The organism is Enterobacter mori (genome assembly GCF_025244905.1).
GTDB lineage: Bacteria > Pseudomonadota > Gammaproteobacteria > Enterobacterales > Enterobacteriaceae > Enterobacter > Enterobacter mori_A.
This window is the reverse complement of sequence record NZ_CP104285.1, coordinates 62,942-77,999: the sequence shown is the minus strand read 5'-3', so window position 1 is coordinate 77,999 and position 15,058 is coordinate 62,942. Positions and strand designations below refer to the sequence as shown.

Sequence of the window (15,058 nt, the reverse complement as noted above, 5' to 3'; positions counted from 1 at the left end):
CGGGAGGACCACACCATGACAACAAAACCTGTACTCGGTATTAGCGGATGTTTGACCGGGTCTGCCGTTCGCTTCGACGGCGGACACAAGCGTATGGGCTTTGTCATGGATGAACTGGCCCAGTGGGTGAGTTTCAGACCCGTCTGCCCGGAAATGGCGATTGGCCTGCCAACGCCTCGCCCGGCCATACGCCTGACGCTGACGGACAGTAGCGAAACGCAGCTCCGTTTCAGCAAACCACCCCATGATGACATTACCCAGAAAATGGCCGACTTTACGGCGGACTACCTGCCAAAAATCGGCGATCTGTCGGGATTTATCGTCTGTGCGAAATCACCAAGCTGCGGCATGGAACGCGTGCGGCTGTATGATGAAAACGGCAACCGGGGCCGCAAGGAGGGTGTCGGGCTGTTCACCGCCGCCCTGCTTGAAACCTACCCGTGGCTGCCCGTGGAGGAAGACGGTCGGCTGCACGACCCGGTGCTGCGGGAAAACTTTATCGAGCGGGTATTTGCCCTGCACGAGCTGAATACGCTCCGGGCCAAAGGCCTGACGCGCCGTGGGCTACTGGATTTCCACAGCCGCTATAAACTGCAGCTGCTGGCGCACCATCAGGCGGGCTACCGCGAGATTGGCCCGTTCGTCGCGTCGCTGCATGAATGGGAAGATCTGGACGCCTTCTTCGTGGCGTACCGCGAAAAGCTGATGACGATCCTGAAAAAGCCCGCCTCGCGGAAAAACCACACCAACGTGCTGATGCATATTCAGGGCTATTTCCGCAACCAGCTGAACAGCCGCCAGCGCGTCGAACTGCGCGATGTGATCCTGCACTATCGCGACGGGCTGCTGCCCATCCTCGCGCCGCTGACGCTGCTGAAACACTACATGGCCGAATACCCTGACCGGTATCTGATGACGCAAAACTACTTTGATCCCTATCCTGATGATTTGGGTCTGCGTCTGGCAGTAACCTGATGATAAAAATGCGAAGGCCCATTTGACCCATAGAGGCCCAAAGCAGTACCCCGTTTAGACGACATCCTCACTGTCGTCTCTTTTTTGCATTTTATCTAAAAGACTGTGATTATATACAGGTTTATTCTGCAGAAAGGGGCCTGCCTGTGATCAACACCCTGCACATTCAAAACTACCGCTCCATCCGCGATATGTCGCTGGAGCTGGAGCAGCTCAACATCGTCTTCGGGCCGAACGGTACCGGTAAATCCAATATCTACAAAGCGATATACCTGATGCACAGCGCCGCCCAGGGGCAATTTTCCCATGCGCTGGCGAACGAGGGCGGCATTCTGAAGGTGTTCTGGGCAGGCAAAACCCGCAGCGACCAGCTGCGGCGGATGAATCTGGCGGTGGAAACAGAGACCTACGAATACGAACTGCAGGTAGGCTTTGTCGAAAAACTTCCTTATCCCTCACAGTTTCAGCTCGATCCGGTGATCAAAGAAGAGTCCATCTGGCTGAGCGGTCAATACCGCCGCCCGTCGTCACAGCTGATGAAGCGTAAAAATCAGGCCGTATTTCTGAATAACGTGCATCACGAGAAAGTCACCCACAGCGGCACGCTGTATGAGAACGAATCGGTGTTCGGACAGCTCGGCGAGCCGCATCTTTACCCGGAAGTGTCGCAGATGCGCGAGTCGCTGCGTAACTGGCGCTTTTATCACGAGTTTTCTGTATCAATCGGCTCAGCGATGCGCGCGCCTCAGGTGGGTTTCCGCTCCCCGGTACTGGCCAGCGACGGCGCAAACCTGGCGGCGGCGTTTCAGACCATCGTGGAAATTGGCGATGAAATGCTGCTGATGCGCATTCTCGACCAGGCATTCCCCGGCTGCGTGTTTTACAGCGACAACACCGGCGGACGTTTTCGCATGATGATGCAGCGCGAGGGCCTGAGCAGGCCGCTGGAACCGGCGGAGTTCTCCGACGGCACCCTGCGTTTTCTGTGCCTGGCGGTGGCCTTGCTCAGCCCGCGCCCACCGGCGTTTATCGCGTTGAACGAACCGGAAAACAGCCTGCACCCGCAGATGCTGCCCGCGCTGGCGAGCTTAATCGCCGAGGCCAGCCGCTACTCGCAAATCTGGCTCACCAGCCACTCGCCGGAGCTGGCGAAGTTGATTGAGAAGCAGCGATCTTTCTCGCTATATCAGCTGTCGATGGTGGAAGGGGAAACGAAGGTGGAGAGGCTGGGGTAAATGCCGGGTGGCGCTGCGCTTACACGGCCTACAAACGAGTCCGAAACGTCTTCCGCCACTCCACAGGACTCACCCCAAAACGCGCTTTAAACTGCTGTCGCCAGGTGACGGCGGAATTAAATCCCACCAGTTCAGCCACGCGCTCAATCGGCATATTTCCGGCTTCAAGCAGGATCTGGCTGCGCCGCAGGCGCTCGGCGGTAAGCCAGTCGGCGACGCTCATCCCCGTGGCTTTAACAAAATGACGCGTCAGGGTGCGGCGGCTCATCGAGACCACGTCCGCCAGCGAGTCAAGACTATGCGGTTCGGTGATGTGCTGCTGTAGATAGTCGATCAGGCAGTTAATGCGTCCATCACGGGTATCTTTGGGTACCGGCTGGGCGATAAACTGCGCCTGTCCGCCCTCGCGGTGGGGCGGAACAATCATCCGACGAGCTATCTGGTTGGCGACCACGCTGCCAAAGCGCTGACGAATGATATACAGGCAGCAGTCCAGCGCAGCCGCGGTTCCGGCAGAGGTGATGATATTGCCGTCATCCACGTAGAGCGCATTGATATCCAACTGGACGTTCGGGAAGAGCGACTGAAACTGACGTTCAAACTCCCAATGTGTAGCAGCGCGCTTGCCGTCGAGAATGCCCGCATAGCCCAGCACAAACGATCCCAGACACAGCCCGACAATTTCTGCGCCCCTGTGATTTGCAAGAACCAGGCTGTCGATCAACGTCTGGGGCGGACGCTCCAGGACGTGCTGCCAGTAGGGCACGACAACAATGTCAGCCTGCTCAATGGCGGAGTAATCCTGCGTAGCATTGAGTGAAAAACCGTCTTTTGATGTCAGAAACCCTGGTTTTTCAGCGCAAATCGTGACATTGAAGCGCTTTTCGCCCGATACCGTATCGCCAAACAAAATGCAGGGAACGGAGTAGTGGAATGGGCTAAACCCATCCACCGCGACAATGGCAACATGTAATAGTGACATCACTCTCTCCTTCCCTTTGTGGTGCTCAGAATATAATGCTTTCACCATCCTGGGGAATGCTCAACGCATCACTAAACTGGTTGGCTTCGGCGTATTCACGCAGTGCACGACGGGTCAGCAGACAGTGGTTAATGGCCTCCATATGGGTCGCCACAATCTGCGCCTGTGGCAGCAGAAAATGCACGTTCAGCACATCCTGCTCGCCCATGATAATAGGGCCAAAACCAATCACATGCGCGTAACCGGCGTTCAGTACCACGACGTCCGGCTGGTGCTTTTGCATGTCGGTCGCCACTTCTTCGCGCCAGATGGTATCCCCAGCGATATAAAGCGTCTTTTCGTCAGGATGACGAAAGACCACACCGCAGGCCTCGCCCAGGCGCTCCGCCAGCTCCGGCACCGCATAAGCGCGGTCAGTACCATGCTGGCCGCCGTGGGTTTTCACGATGCTTACGTCATCAAATACGGTCTCTTCGGTCATCACCGTCAGGTGGGTAAATCCCTGGCTGCGCAGCAGCGCGGCGTCGCTGTCGTTTTGTACATAAATAGGTTTGTCTTTGGCGATCAGTGCAATGGCGGTTTGATCCCAATGATCGTCGTGCGTGTGGGTGACAATCACCGCATCGGCATTGAGCAGCGTAGTAACCTCAACAGGTAGTTCAACGGTCGGGTTACGAATATCTGAATGCGCCGTACCCGGGAAACCCGGGTAAGCACCTTTCGGCGCAAGCATGGGGTCAACTAAAAAACGTTTTCCCGCGTAGGTAATCAGCTGAGTGGCATTGCGAATCTGAGTAATGTTCATGGGCTATCCTCCGGTTGGTGTGATAAGGAGAATAGCCCGTGACCACGTGTTACGATGTGGGCTAAAGGGCGATGATCGATGGAATTGGGCCAGTTAAAGCAACCGCGTTTTTCCCGGTTTTTTTACCAGCCTGGCACCGCGCCGCCGTTGAAGATCGTTTCGGCCGCTTTTGCCACCTCTGGCGACTGATACGACTGTATGAATTCCTTCACGTTTTCCGCATCTTTCTTGTCTTCACGCGTCACGACAATGTTCACATACGGCGAATTTTTATCTTCAATGAAGACGCTATCATGAACCGGTGACAGGCCGGTTTGCTGGAGGTAGGTGGTACTAATAATGGCGACATCCACCTTCGGATCGTCCAGCACGCGCGGCAGCTGCGCGCCTTCCAGCTCCATAATCTTCAGATTTTTAGGATTTGCGGTGATATCCAGCGCCGTCGGCAGCAGGCCAACGTCCGGCTTCAGGACAATCAGTTTCTCTTTTTGCAGCAGCAGCAGCGCGCGACCGAGGTTGGTTGGGTCGTTTGGAATGGCAATAGTTGCGCCGTCTTTCAGTTCATTCACCGATTTGATCTTGCGGGAGTAGCCGGCCATCGGGAAGACGAAGGTGTTCGCCACGGCTACCAGCTTATAGCCATGTGCCTTGTTGTCTTCTGCAAGGAACGGGCGATGCTGGAAGACGTTGGCATCCAGCTCCCCCTGGTTAGTGGCATCGTTGGGCAGCAGCGATCCGCTAAAGCCCACCAGCTCCACGTCCAGACCGTATTTCTCTTTTGCCACCTTTTTAGCGACCTCCGCCACGTCCTGCTCGGCACCGTTAATCACGCCGACCTTAATGTGTTTGGCATCATTGCTGCTTTGGTCACAGCCCGCGAGCAGCAGGCCAGTCAGGAGAAGCGCACCCAGTCGAAGTTTCACGAGACAGTTCCTTTTGTTAGACGTTTTGAAGACTATATCGACAACGCGACGGCGCGCTAAAAAACGAAAAGGAATCAATAAGAAGGATAAGTTATATGCGGCCTATTGCCGGGTGGCGCTGCGCTTACCCGACCTACGCGCGGAGGTGTTGTAGGCCCGGTAAGCAAAGCGCCACCGGGCGATGGGCATCAGGCTGCGGTAGTCCAGTCCTCTATTCTAAGGTCTTGCACCATCCCAAATGCGCGATCGTTGGTGACAATCGTCGTACCCCGGCTGATGGCATGCGCAGCAATCAGCTGGTCGAGATCGCCCATCACCTTCCCTTTCTTTTCCATCACTGCACGAAGCTCGCCGTAGGCGGCTGCGGCTTCACTGTCCCAGTCGCAAATGGTGATGGTTTTTAGAAATTCCACTATGGTTTTGTGCAGTTGGTTGTTTTGCTTTTTGGCTACGCCGTAAAGTAATTCAGCCTCCGTTACGCTTGAAATACACATTTTTTCGGGCGCAATACGCGAATATTGATTTAGAACCTCGGGGTGTTGCCTCACAAGATGGCTTACGATGTTTGTATCCAGCATATGCAGCATGTTCTACAGCCCTTCCAGAGGATCTCGTGTCGAATAGCTCTGATTACGCTCCTCTTTGCTCAGAAACGAATCCGGCACATGCGTTTGTTTGAGCAAACGCAAAAAGTTATCCCTGTGTCGCTCTTTCTCCGATCTTGCCGTCAAAACAACATTCCCCTCGTCATCCCGCCGGATGTAAACGCTCTCCGTATCAAACGCAAACTCAGCAGGCAGAACAACAGCCTGCTTTCGCCCTTTTTTGATCAGTTTTGCTGTGCGCTCCATTGTAACCTCTGCTGGTTTATTGAACTGGCCAGAGCATGCGCCACGACGAGAAGGCATGACAACTTCGACGCTTCAATTTCAGAAAGCGACTCGCAAAAAATAACCGAACCGCTAACCTCACGCCTGCCGACGCAGCGGCGCTTCCCGCAAAAACCACGACAGCGCAAACGCCAGCACCATAATCCCTGCCGCTAGCAGGAATACCGCATGAATGGCCGAGCCGAACGCATCAAGGTAGTCCAGCCTCAGAGCGTCAGGCAGATGATGGATGGCGGTCGGGTTCAGCTCGCGCGGCAGTTCCGCGCCTTCCGGAAGACTGTCCGCCAGCCCCGATTGCAGAATATTCGTGAATACCGCGCCAAACAGCGCGACGCCGATGGCCCCACCAATGGAGCGGAACAGCGTGACGCCAGAAGTGGCTACGCCATATTGATCCGCCGACACGTTGTTTTGCACCGCCAGCACCAGCACCTGCATCACCAGCCCCAGCCCCATACCCAGCACGCTGGTGAACAGATAAAGCTGCCAGGTTGGTGACGTGATTGAAATGCGCGTCAGTAAAAACATCCCCACCACGCCGAGCAGCGTGCCGAGGATCGGGAACAGGCGGTATTTCCCGGTGCGGCTGATAATCCGGCCGCTGATAATCGAGGTCAGCAGCAGCCCGCCCATCAGCGGAATGAGCTGCAAACCGGCCTGCGTTGGCGTGGCGTCTTTCACCACCTGCAGATACAGCGGCAGGAAGGTCACTGAGCCAAACAGCGACATACCGATGATAAAGCCAATCAGGCTGCAGAGCAGGAAGCTGCGGTCGCGGAACAGCGACAGCGGAATAATCGGCTCCCACGCCAGCCGCTCCTCATAGATAAACCCGGCGATCCCCGTCAGGCCAAAAGCCAGAATGCACCACAGCTGCGGGTCACTCCACGGGCGAACGGTGCCGCCTTCGGTGGTAAACAGAATGATGCACAGCAGCGCCATGCTGAGGTAAATCGCCCCCAGATAGTCAATCTCGTGCTTACTGCGCCGCGCGCTACCGTGAAATACCGCGCCTATTACCAGCAGCGCAAACAACCCCAGCGGCAGGTTGATATAGAAAATCCAGCGCCAGGAAGCATGCTGGACGATAAACCCGCCTATCAGCGGCCCAATTACGGTCGCCAGGCCAAACACGCCGCCAAACAGCCCCTGATAGCGCCCGCGATCGGCTGGCGGGATCACGTCCGCCACGGCGGCCATGCTGATCACCATCAGGCCTCCGCCACCCAGCCCCTGCAGGGCGCGCATCAGCACCAGCTGGGTCATGTTTTGCGCCAGCCCGCACAGCGCGGAGCCCACGAGGAACAGCACAATGGCGATTTGCAGGACAATTTTGCGCCCAAACAGATCGCCGAATTTACCGTACAGCGGCACAACTATAGTGGAACTGAGTATGTAAGCCGTCACTACCCAGGAGAGCTTATCCAGGCCGCCCAGCTCACCGACAATGGTAGGCAGCGCCGTAGAGACGATGGTTTGATCAAGCGCAGAAAGCAGCATCACCAGCAGCAGCGCGCTGAACAGCAGCTTAATCGACGGCGCTTTTTGCGCGGGTGGGTTCATGACGTCGGATTCCATAACAGATCGCTTGAAATTAATTAATCGCATAATTAATATTTGTGGAAGTGATGAATAAGATCAAGAGGCACCGTGGTCATGCCAGCATTAAAAGACAATTCTGAACCGCGCCGTCCCGGCCGCCCTCGCGGAGGTAAACGCGTCACCGCCAGCCGCGAACAGCTGTTGGATATCGCCCTGAACCTCTTTTCCCGTCAGGGGATCGCCAACACCTCACTCAACGCCATTGCTAAAGAGGCGGGCGTCACGCCCGCGATGCTGCACTACTACTTCAACTCCCGAGAGCAGCTGCTGGATGCGATGATTGAGGAGCGTTTTCTGCCGTTACGCGAGAAGATCGGGGCGATTTTCGCCGATAACCGGGGTTCGCCGGTGAACGCCCTGACGGAAATGGTTAAGGTGCTGGCCGAACTGGCGGAACAGTATCACTGGTTTGCACCGCTGTGGATGCAGGAGGTGATAGGCGAAATGCCGGTACTGCGCACCCATCTTCAGGCGCGCTTTGGTGACGAGAAGTATCAGGCGACGCTTGCCACCATCAAAGGCTGGCAGCAGGAAGGGAAGCTGAATCAGGCGCTGGCACCGGAACTGCTGTTTACCACCTTACTGAGCCTGGTGCTGGTGCCGTTCTCACGCATGCGCAATGACGAGAGGCTAAAACCCCTCTCGCCGGAAATCATTGTCCGTCATGCGCTTGCCGTAATCGGCACCGGGATCGGCGGTTAAAGCGCCTTTGCCAGATAATGCCGCTGCATGCCCGCATAGGGGTAATCCTGCAAAGACATCTGTAGCCGGTAGCCCTGTTTTTCATAGAACGGGCGCGCCTGGAAGCTGGCGGTATCGACCAGCGCGTGCTTGCAGCCTTTGCGTCGGGCTGCATCTTCTGCCGTTTTGATGAGCTCGCTGCCGACGCCGGAACCGCGCACGCTATCGCTGACCCAAAGAAAATCAATATTCAGCCAGTCGCCTTTACGCACCCCAATCAGCCCGCCGAGCATGGTGCCGTTTTCGTCCCGCACGTAAACGCCAATATCGCCGCTGAAGTTCGCCAGATCTAAAAACTGCCCGTTATAGGCTCTCAGCCCCGTTAATAACTCTTCTTTTTCTTCAGGCGTAACTTTTTCAGTGATGCTCAACTGCATATTGTTCTCCTTATTTTCAGCGCAATCTGAATATCTCACAGCTTAACCTTCATAAAAACTCCTTATTTCCTCCATTGTTTAATCCAGGAAATATTCATTCAATATGTAAATAAAAAAAGCCTTTCCAATACGCACCTAAAACGTATAATGAGAACGATCATTCTCACTTTTACACGGTAGCCGACAATGAGCACAAAGCTGGAAGAACGACAAAAACTGCGCCAGGACGAGATCATCACCGCCGCGCGCCGCTGCTTTCGCGCCAGCGGGTTTCACGCCGCCAGCATGTCGCAAATTGCCAGCGAGGCGAAGCTCAGTGTCGGGCAAATTTACCGTTATTTCAGTAACAAAGACGCGATTATCGAAGAGATGATCCGCCGCATCATCGACTCGCGCATCGAGGAGATGCAGGGCAAAACGCTGGTGGAGGGGATGCCGCAGGCCCTCGCCTGGCGGCAAACGCTCAATGAAGACGACGATGCGCTGATGCTGGAAATGTCCGCTGAGGCCACGCGAAATCCGCAGGTGGCGACGATGCTGATAGAAGCCGAATCGCGCATGTTCGCCAACGCCTGCGAGCACCTGAAAAAGCAGTTCCCCCACCTGAGCGATGAGCATATTCGCTGCTGCGTGGAGATTACCGCCGTGATGATCGAAGGAACGATTTATCGTCGACTCGCGCCATTAAAAGTACCGTCAGAACAATTAGAACCTCTTTATCAGGATATTTTAAATATGCTTTTCTCTGCGAAGTAATCACATATGAATAATTAGCGGGAATAAGTAATTCCCCTTTTTTACATTTCTGGCTCAGCCAGAGATGCGGTATCGCTGTGCCTTTAAATAACCCTCCTCCCTGTTAAGCGATTAACAGGGCAGGCATCGTTCACCCTGGAAAAAGATTATGAAAACCATATCAACCTCCATCGCGGCATTACTCCTCCTGACAGGGTGCGATAATGCGCAAACATCTGCTCCCCAACGTCCTCTTCCGGAAGTGGGGATTGTCACCCTCATGAGCCAGCCTGTATCCGTCGTCAGTGAGCTAACCGGCCGCACCACTGCCGCCATGAGCGCCGAAGTGCGCCCGCAGGTGGGCGGCATTATCCAGAAGCGGCTGTTCACCGAAGGCGATACGGTCAGGGCCGGGCAGGCGCTGTATCAAATTGACCCATCCAGCTACCGCGCCGCCTACGATGAAGCCGCCGCCGCGCTGAAGCAGGCGCAGGCGCTGGTGCAGGCCGACTGCCAGAAAGCCCAGCGCTATGCGCAGCTGGTGAAAGATGACGGCGTGTCGCGCCAGGACGCCGAAGACGCGAAATCCACCTGCGCGCAGGACAAGGCCAGCGTCGAGTCAAAGAAGGCCGCACAGGAGAGCGCGCGCATTAACCTCAACTGGACCACCGTGACCGCACCGATTGCCGGACGCATCGGCATCTCCTCCGTCACGCCCGGCGCGCTGGTGACCGCCCAGCAGGATACCGCGCTCGCCACCGTTCGCGGGCTGGACAGCATGTACGTCGACTTAACCCGTTCCAGCGCCGATCTGCTGCGTTTACGCAAGCAAACCCTCGCCACCAATAGCGATACGCTAAGCGTGTCGTTAATCCTCGAAGACGGCAGCACCTACAGCGAGAAAGGCCGCCTGGCGTTAACCGAAGTGGCGGTGGATGAATCAACCGGCTCGGTCACGCTGCGCGCCGTCTTCCCGAACCCGCAGCATCAGCTCCTGCCGGGGATGTTTGTCCGCGCCAGAGTGGATGAAGGCATCATGAACGACGCGATCCTGGCACCTCAGCAGGGCATCACCCGCGATGCCAAAGGCACCGCCACCGCGCTGGTGGTGAATGCCAGCAACAAAGTCGAGCAGCGTAAGCTGGAGACGGGCGACACCTATGGCGACAAATGGCTGGTGCTGAACGGCCTGAAGGCGGGCGATAAGCTGATTGTGGAAGGCACCGACAAAGTGACCGCCGGGCAGGAAGTGAAAGCCGAAGAGATGAAAGCCACTGGAGGAAACGCCTGATGTTTTCCCGTTTCTTCGTGCGTCGCCCGGTTTTTGCCTGGGTTATCGCCATTCTTATCATGCTCGCCGGGATGCTGGCGATCCGTACGCTGCCGGTCGCGCAGTACCCGGACGTCGCCCCGCCGTCGATCAAAATTTCGGCCACCTACACCGGTGCCTCCGCGCAGACGCTGGAAAACAGCGTGACGCAGGTGATCGAGCAGCAGCTCACCGGGCTGGATAACCTGCTCTACTTCACCTCCACCAGCAGCTCGGACGGGTCGGTGAGCATCAACGTCACCTTCGAGCAGGGAACCGACCCGGACACCGCGCAGGTACAGGTGCAGAACAAAGTCCAGCAGGCGGAATCGCGCCTGCCGACCGAGGTGCAGCAGTCCGGGATCACCGTCGAGAAATCCCAGAGCAACTTCCTGCTGATCATGGGCGTGTACGATAAAACCGACGCCGCCAGCAGCTCGGATATCGCCGACTGGCTGGTCAGTAATATGCAGGACCCGCTGGCGCGCGTAGAAGGCGTCGGGAGCCTGCAGGTGTTTGGGGCGGAATACGCGATGCGCATCTGGCTCGACCCGGCGAAGCTGGCGTCCTACTCGCTGATGCCGTCGGACGTGCAAAGCGCGATCGAAGCCCAGAACGTGCAGGTTTCCGCCGGTAAAATCGGCGCGCTGCCCTCGTCGAACGCCCAGCAGCTGACCGCCACCGTCCGCGCCCAGTCGCGCCTGCAAACGGTGGATCAGTTTAAAAACATCATCGTGAAGAGCCAGTCCAACGGCGCGGTCGTGCGCATCAGCGACGTCGCCCGCGTGGAGATGGGCAGCGAAGATTATACCGCCACCGCGAAGCTCAACGGCCACCCGGCGGCGGGTATGGCAGTCATGCTCTCACCGGGCGCGAACGCGCTCAATACCGCTACGGCAGTAAAAGACAAGATTGCTGAGTTCAAAAAGTCGATGCCGGAAGGCTACGACGTGGCCTACCCGAAAGACAGCACCGAGTTCATCAAGATCTCCGTTGAAGACGTGATTCAGACCCTGTTCGAAGCCATTATCCTCGTGGTGGTGGTGATGTACCTGTTCCTGCAAAACATCCGTGCGACGCTGATCCCGGCGCTGGCTGTACCTGTCGTTCTGCTGGGCACCTTCGGCGTGCTGGCGCTTTTCGGCTACTCCATCAATACCCTGACGCTGTTTGCGATGGTGCTGGCGATTGGGCTTTTGGTGGATGACGCCATCGTAGTGGTGGAAAACGTCGAGCGTATTATGCGCGACGAGGGGCTGCCCGCCCGGGAAGCCACCGAGAAATCGATGGGCGAAATCTCCGGCGCGCTGATCGCGATTGCGCTGGTGCTCTCTGCAGTATTCCTGCCGATGGCCTTCTTCGGCGGCTCCACCGGGGTGATTTACCGTCAGTTCTCGGTCACCATTATTTCGGCGATGTTCCTCTCCGTGGTGGTGGCGTTGACCCTGACGCCCGCGCTCTGCGGCACGATTCTGAGCCACACGGCGCCGCACAAAAAGGGCTTCTTCGGCGCGTTCAACCGCTTCTACAGCAGGACCGAGCGCGGCTATCAGAATAAGGTTCTGCGTGCCCTGCGCCGTTCCGGCGGCATGCTGGTGATCTACGCCCTGCTCTGCGGCGCGATGGGGTTCGCCATGCTTAAGCTGCCGGGCAGCTTCCTGCCGACGGAAGACCAGGGCGAAATCATGGTGCAGTACACCCTGCCAGCCGGCGCGACGACGGTACGTACCGCCGAAGTCAGCCGCCAGGTGCGCGAGTGGTTCCTCACCAAAGAGAAAGCCAATACCAACGTGATCTTTACCATTGAAGGCTTTAGCTTCAGCGGCAGCGGCCAGAACGCCGGGATGGCGTTTGTCTCCCTGAAAAACTGGTCAGAGCGTAAAGGCGATGAGAATACCGCTCAGGCCATTGCCCTGCGCGCCACGCAGGAGCTGAGCACCATCCGCGATGCGACCATCTTTGCCATGACGCCGCCTGCGGTAGACGGCCTGGGCCAGAGCAACGGCTTTACCTTTGAGCTGATGGCCAGCGGCGGCACCGACCGCGACGCGCTGCTGAAGCTGCGTAACCAGCTGATTGGTCAAGCCAACCAGGATAGTTCGCTGCACGCCGTCCGCGCCAACGATCTGCCGCAGATGCCGCAGCTGCAGGTCGATATCGATAACAACAAGGCCGTGTCGCTGGGGCTGTCCCTGAGCGACGTCACCGACACCCTCTCCAGCGCCTGGGGCGGCACCTACGTGAACGACTTTATCGATCGCGGCCGCGTGAAAAAGGTCTACATCCAGGGCGACAGCGACTATCGCGCGGTGCCGTCGGATCTTAACAAATGGTATGTGCGCGGCAGCGACAGCACCATGACCCCGTTCTCCGCCTTCGCTACCACCCGCTGGGAGTATGGCCCGGAAAGCCTGGTGCGCTACAACGGCTCGGCGGCGTATGAGATTCAGGGCGAAAACGCCAGCGGCGCCAGCTCCGGCACGGCGATGAGCAAAATGGAGCAGTTGGCAAACAACCTGCCATCCGGCAGCACCTGGGCGTGGAGCGGTTTGTCGCTGCAGGAAAAACTGGCGAGCGGTCAGGCAATGAGCCTTTATGCCCTTTCCATTCTCGTGGTGTTCCTGTGCCTGGCGGCGCTGTATGAGAGCTGGTCGGTGCCGATTTCGGTCATCCTGGTGATCCCGCTTGGCGTGCTGGGCGCGGCCGTCGCCGCCTCCCTGCGCGGCCTGAACAACGACGTCTACTTCCAGGTGGCGCTGCTCACCACTATCGGCCTGTCGTCAAAGAACGCCATCCTGATTGTTGAGTTTGCCGAAGCCAAAGTGGCCGAAGGCTACTCCCTGACGCGCGCCGCGCTGCGTGCCGCTCAGACGCGTCTGCGACCGATCATCATGACCTCGCTGGCATTTATCGCAGGCGTGACGCCGCTGGCCGTGGCAACCGGGGCGGGTGCCAACAGCCGCGTGGCGATTGGTACTGGCATTATCGGCGGGACGCTGGCCGCAACGCTGCTGGCGATCTTCTTCGTTCCTTTATTCTTTGTACTGGTGAAACGTCTGTTCTCCGGTAAGCACGCAAACCGGAGGTCATAATGTTTCGTGTATCTGTTTTAGCGTTAGCGCTGCTGAGCGCAGGCTGTGTGTCATTAGATCCAACGTATCAACGCCCGGACGCCCCCGTCCCGGCCACCCTGCCCGGCGCGCACGGCGAAGCCACCGCCGTGGTGAGCCAGTGGCAGCAGGTGATGAACGATGCGCGGTTGAAAAGCGTGGTGACGATGGCGCTCAACAGCAACCGCGACGTGCAAAAAGCAATTGCGGATATCGACGCCGCCCGTGCCCAGTATGGCGAAACGCGCTCGTCCCTGTTCCCGACGGTGGACGCGGAACTGAGCCACACCCGCAGCCGCACGCTGGCGAGCGGCGTGACCACCAGCGACGAAGCCAACGGCGCGGTCTCCAGCTTCGAGCTGGATCTGTTTGGCCGCAACCAGAGCCTCTCCCGCGCCGCGCGTGAAACCTGGCTTGCCAGCGAGTTCACCGCACAGAATACGCGCCTGACGATGGTTAGCGAGCTGACCACGGCCTGGGTGACGCTGGCGGCGGATAACAGCAACCTGGCGCTGGCAAAATCCACGATGGAGAGCGCGGCGAACTCGCTGAAGATTGTGAAACGCCAGCAGGACGTGGGCGTGGCGGCCGCTACGGACGTCAGTGAAGCGATGGCGGTTTACCAGCAGGCGCGCGCCAGCGTGGCGAGCTATCAGACGCTGGTGATGCAGGACAAAAATGCCCTTAATCTGCTGGCGGGCGACACGGTGCCGGAGAACCTGCTGCCCGGCACGCTCGAGAGCCTGAGCGATAACGCCATCACGCTGATCCCCGCGGGCGTCAGCTCCAGCGCGCTGCTGCGTCGCCCGGATATTCAGGAGGCGGAACATAACCTGCTGAGCGCCAACGCCAACATTGGCGCGGCGCGCGCCAACTTCTTCCCGACCATTTCACTGACCGCCAGCGCGGGCGTCGGCAGCGATTCGCTGTCGTCCCTGTTCAGCCACGGGATGAAGGTCTGGTCGTTTGCACCGTCCATCACCCTGCCGCTGTTTAGCGGCGGGAACAACCTGGCACAGCTGCGCTACGCGGAAGCGGAGAAGAAGGGGCTGATCGCCACCTACGAGAAAGCCATCCAGAGTGCGTTTAAAGACGTGGCCGACGCGCTGGCGCGGCGTGAAACGCTGAGCGAGCAGCTCGACGCCCAGCGCGAATACGTCGCGGCGGAGCAAAAAACGCTGGATGTGGCAACGCGCAGCTACAGGGCGGGTGCGGGGGATTATCTGACGGTACTGACCGCGCAGCGGTCGCTGTGGTCGGCGCAGGAATCGCTGATTGCGCTGCAGCAAACCGACCTGGAAAACCGCATCACGCTGTGGCAGTCGCTGGGCGGCGGGATTCAGTAACATCACTGCCGGGCGGCGCAACGTTGCC

General features: G+C 58.0%; 14 protein-coding genes. 7 read left to right on the top strand and 7 right to left on the bottom strand.

From position 1 onward, the window contains the following. Positions 1-15 precede the first annotated feature (15 nt). Positions 16-975, top strand: a complete 960-nt coding sequence (locus N2K86_RS00380) for a YbgA family protein (RefSeq protein ID WP_260660087.1) — start codon at positions 16-18, stop codon at positions 973-975. A gap of 146 nt (positions 976-1,121) precedes the next feature. Continuing rightward, positions 1,122-2,210 carry an AAA family ATPase gene (locus tag N2K86_RS00375; RefSeq protein WP_260660086.1) on the top strand — a complete coding sequence of 363 codons (1,089 nt, stop codon included), beginning with the start codon at positions 1,122-1,124 and terminating at the stop codon, positions 2,208-2,210. Positions 2,211-2,238: 28 nt separating this feature from the next. Here N2K86_RS00375 and N2K86_RS00370 read toward each other — a convergent pair whose 3' ends face one another. The 6 genes from N2K86_RS00370 to N2K86_RS00345 form a co-directional block, all read right to left on the bottom strand. Further along, positions 2,239-3,192 carry a GlxA family transcriptional regulator gene (locus tag N2K86_RS00370; protein ID WP_260660085.1) on the bottom strand — a complete coding sequence of 318 codons (954 nt, stop codon included), beginning with the start codon at positions 3,190-3,192 and terminating at the stop codon, positions 2,239-2,241. 25 nt (positions 3,193-3,217) lie between these two features. Beyond that, entirely contained in the window at positions 3,218-3,997 is a 780-nt protein-coding gene (locus tag N2K86_RS00365; protein WP_260660084.1) for an MBL fold metallo-hydrolase, read from the bottom strand. Positions 3,998-4,119: 122 nt separating this feature from the next. Beyond that, the gene (gene nlpA / locus N2K86_RS00360) at positions 4,120-4,920 is read right to left on the bottom strand and encodes a lipoprotein NlpA (protein ID WP_260660083.1); all 801 of its coding nucleotides are present in this window, start codon (positions 4,918-4,920) and stop codon (positions 4,120-4,122) included. A gap of 188 nt (positions 4,921-5,108) precedes the next feature. After that, complete coding sequence (locus tag N2K86_RS00355; RefSeq protein WP_260660082.1) at positions 5,109-5,507, bottom strand: type II toxin-antitoxin system VapC family toxin; 399 nt, start codon at positions 5,505-5,507, stop codon at positions 5,109-5,111. Between the two features lie 3 nt (positions 5,508-5,510). Further along, positions 5,511-5,771: an antitoxin gene (locus N2K86_RS00350; RefSeq protein ID WP_216358243.1), complete on the bottom strand. Its 261-nt coding sequence runs from the start codon at positions 5,769-5,771 to the stop codon at positions 5,511-5,513. Positions 5,772-5,888: 117 nt separating this feature from the next. After that, entirely contained in the window at positions 5,889-7,388 is a 1,500-nt protein-coding gene (locus N2K86_RS00345; RefSeq protein ID WP_260660081.1) for an MDR family MFS transporter, read from the bottom strand. Positions 7,389-7,466: 78 nt separating this feature from the next. Between N2K86_RS00345 and N2K86_RS00340 the strand changes: the two genes are divergently transcribed. After that, complete coding sequence (locus tag N2K86_RS00340) at positions 7,467-8,114, top strand: TetR/AcrR family transcriptional regulator (protein ID WP_260660080.1); 648 nt, start codon at positions 7,467-7,469, stop codon at positions 8,112-8,114. Here the strand turns inward: N2K86_RS00340 and N2K86_RS00335 are convergent. Beyond that, positions 8,111-8,530: a GNAT family N-acetyltransferase gene (locus N2K86_RS00335; RefSeq protein ID WP_260660079.1), complete on the bottom strand. Its 420-nt coding sequence runs from the start codon at positions 8,528-8,530 to the stop codon at positions 8,111-8,113. The two genes, N2K86_RS00340 and N2K86_RS00335, sit on opposite strands and share 4 nt — an antisense overlap. A gap of 186 nt (positions 8,531-8,716) precedes the next feature. Between N2K86_RS00335 and N2K86_RS00330 the strand changes: the two genes are divergently transcribed. The 4 genes from N2K86_RS00330 (at position 8,717) to N2K86_RS00315 (ending at position 15,030) form a co-directional block, all read left to right on the top strand. Continuing rightward, complete coding sequence (locus N2K86_RS00330; RefSeq protein WP_260660078.1) at positions 8,717-9,286, top strand: TetR/AcrR family transcriptional regulator; 570 nt, start codon at positions 8,717-8,719, stop codon at positions 9,284-9,286. Between the two features lie 148 nt (positions 9,287-9,434). Beyond that, positions 9,435-10,556, top strand: a complete 1,122-nt coding sequence (locus N2K86_RS00325; protein WP_260660077.1) for an efflux RND transporter periplasmic adaptor subunit — start codon at positions 9,435-9,437, stop codon at positions 10,554-10,556. Beyond that, a complete protein-coding gene (locus N2K86_RS00320) occupies positions 10,556-13,666 on the top strand; it encodes an efflux RND transporter permease subunit (protein ID WP_260660076.1) in 3,111 nt (1,036 codons plus the stop codon). The genes N2K86_RS00325 and N2K86_RS00320 overlap by 1 nt, the downstream gene beginning before the upstream one ends. Continuing rightward, complete coding sequence (locus N2K86_RS00315) at positions 13,666-15,030, top strand: efflux transporter outer membrane subunit (protein ID WP_260660075.1); 1,365 nt, start codon at positions 13,666-13,668, stop codon at positions 15,028-15,030. Before N2K86_RS00320 ends, N2K86_RS00315 begins: the two co-directional genes overlap by 1 nt. Positions 15,031-15,058 lie beyond the last annotated feature (28 nt).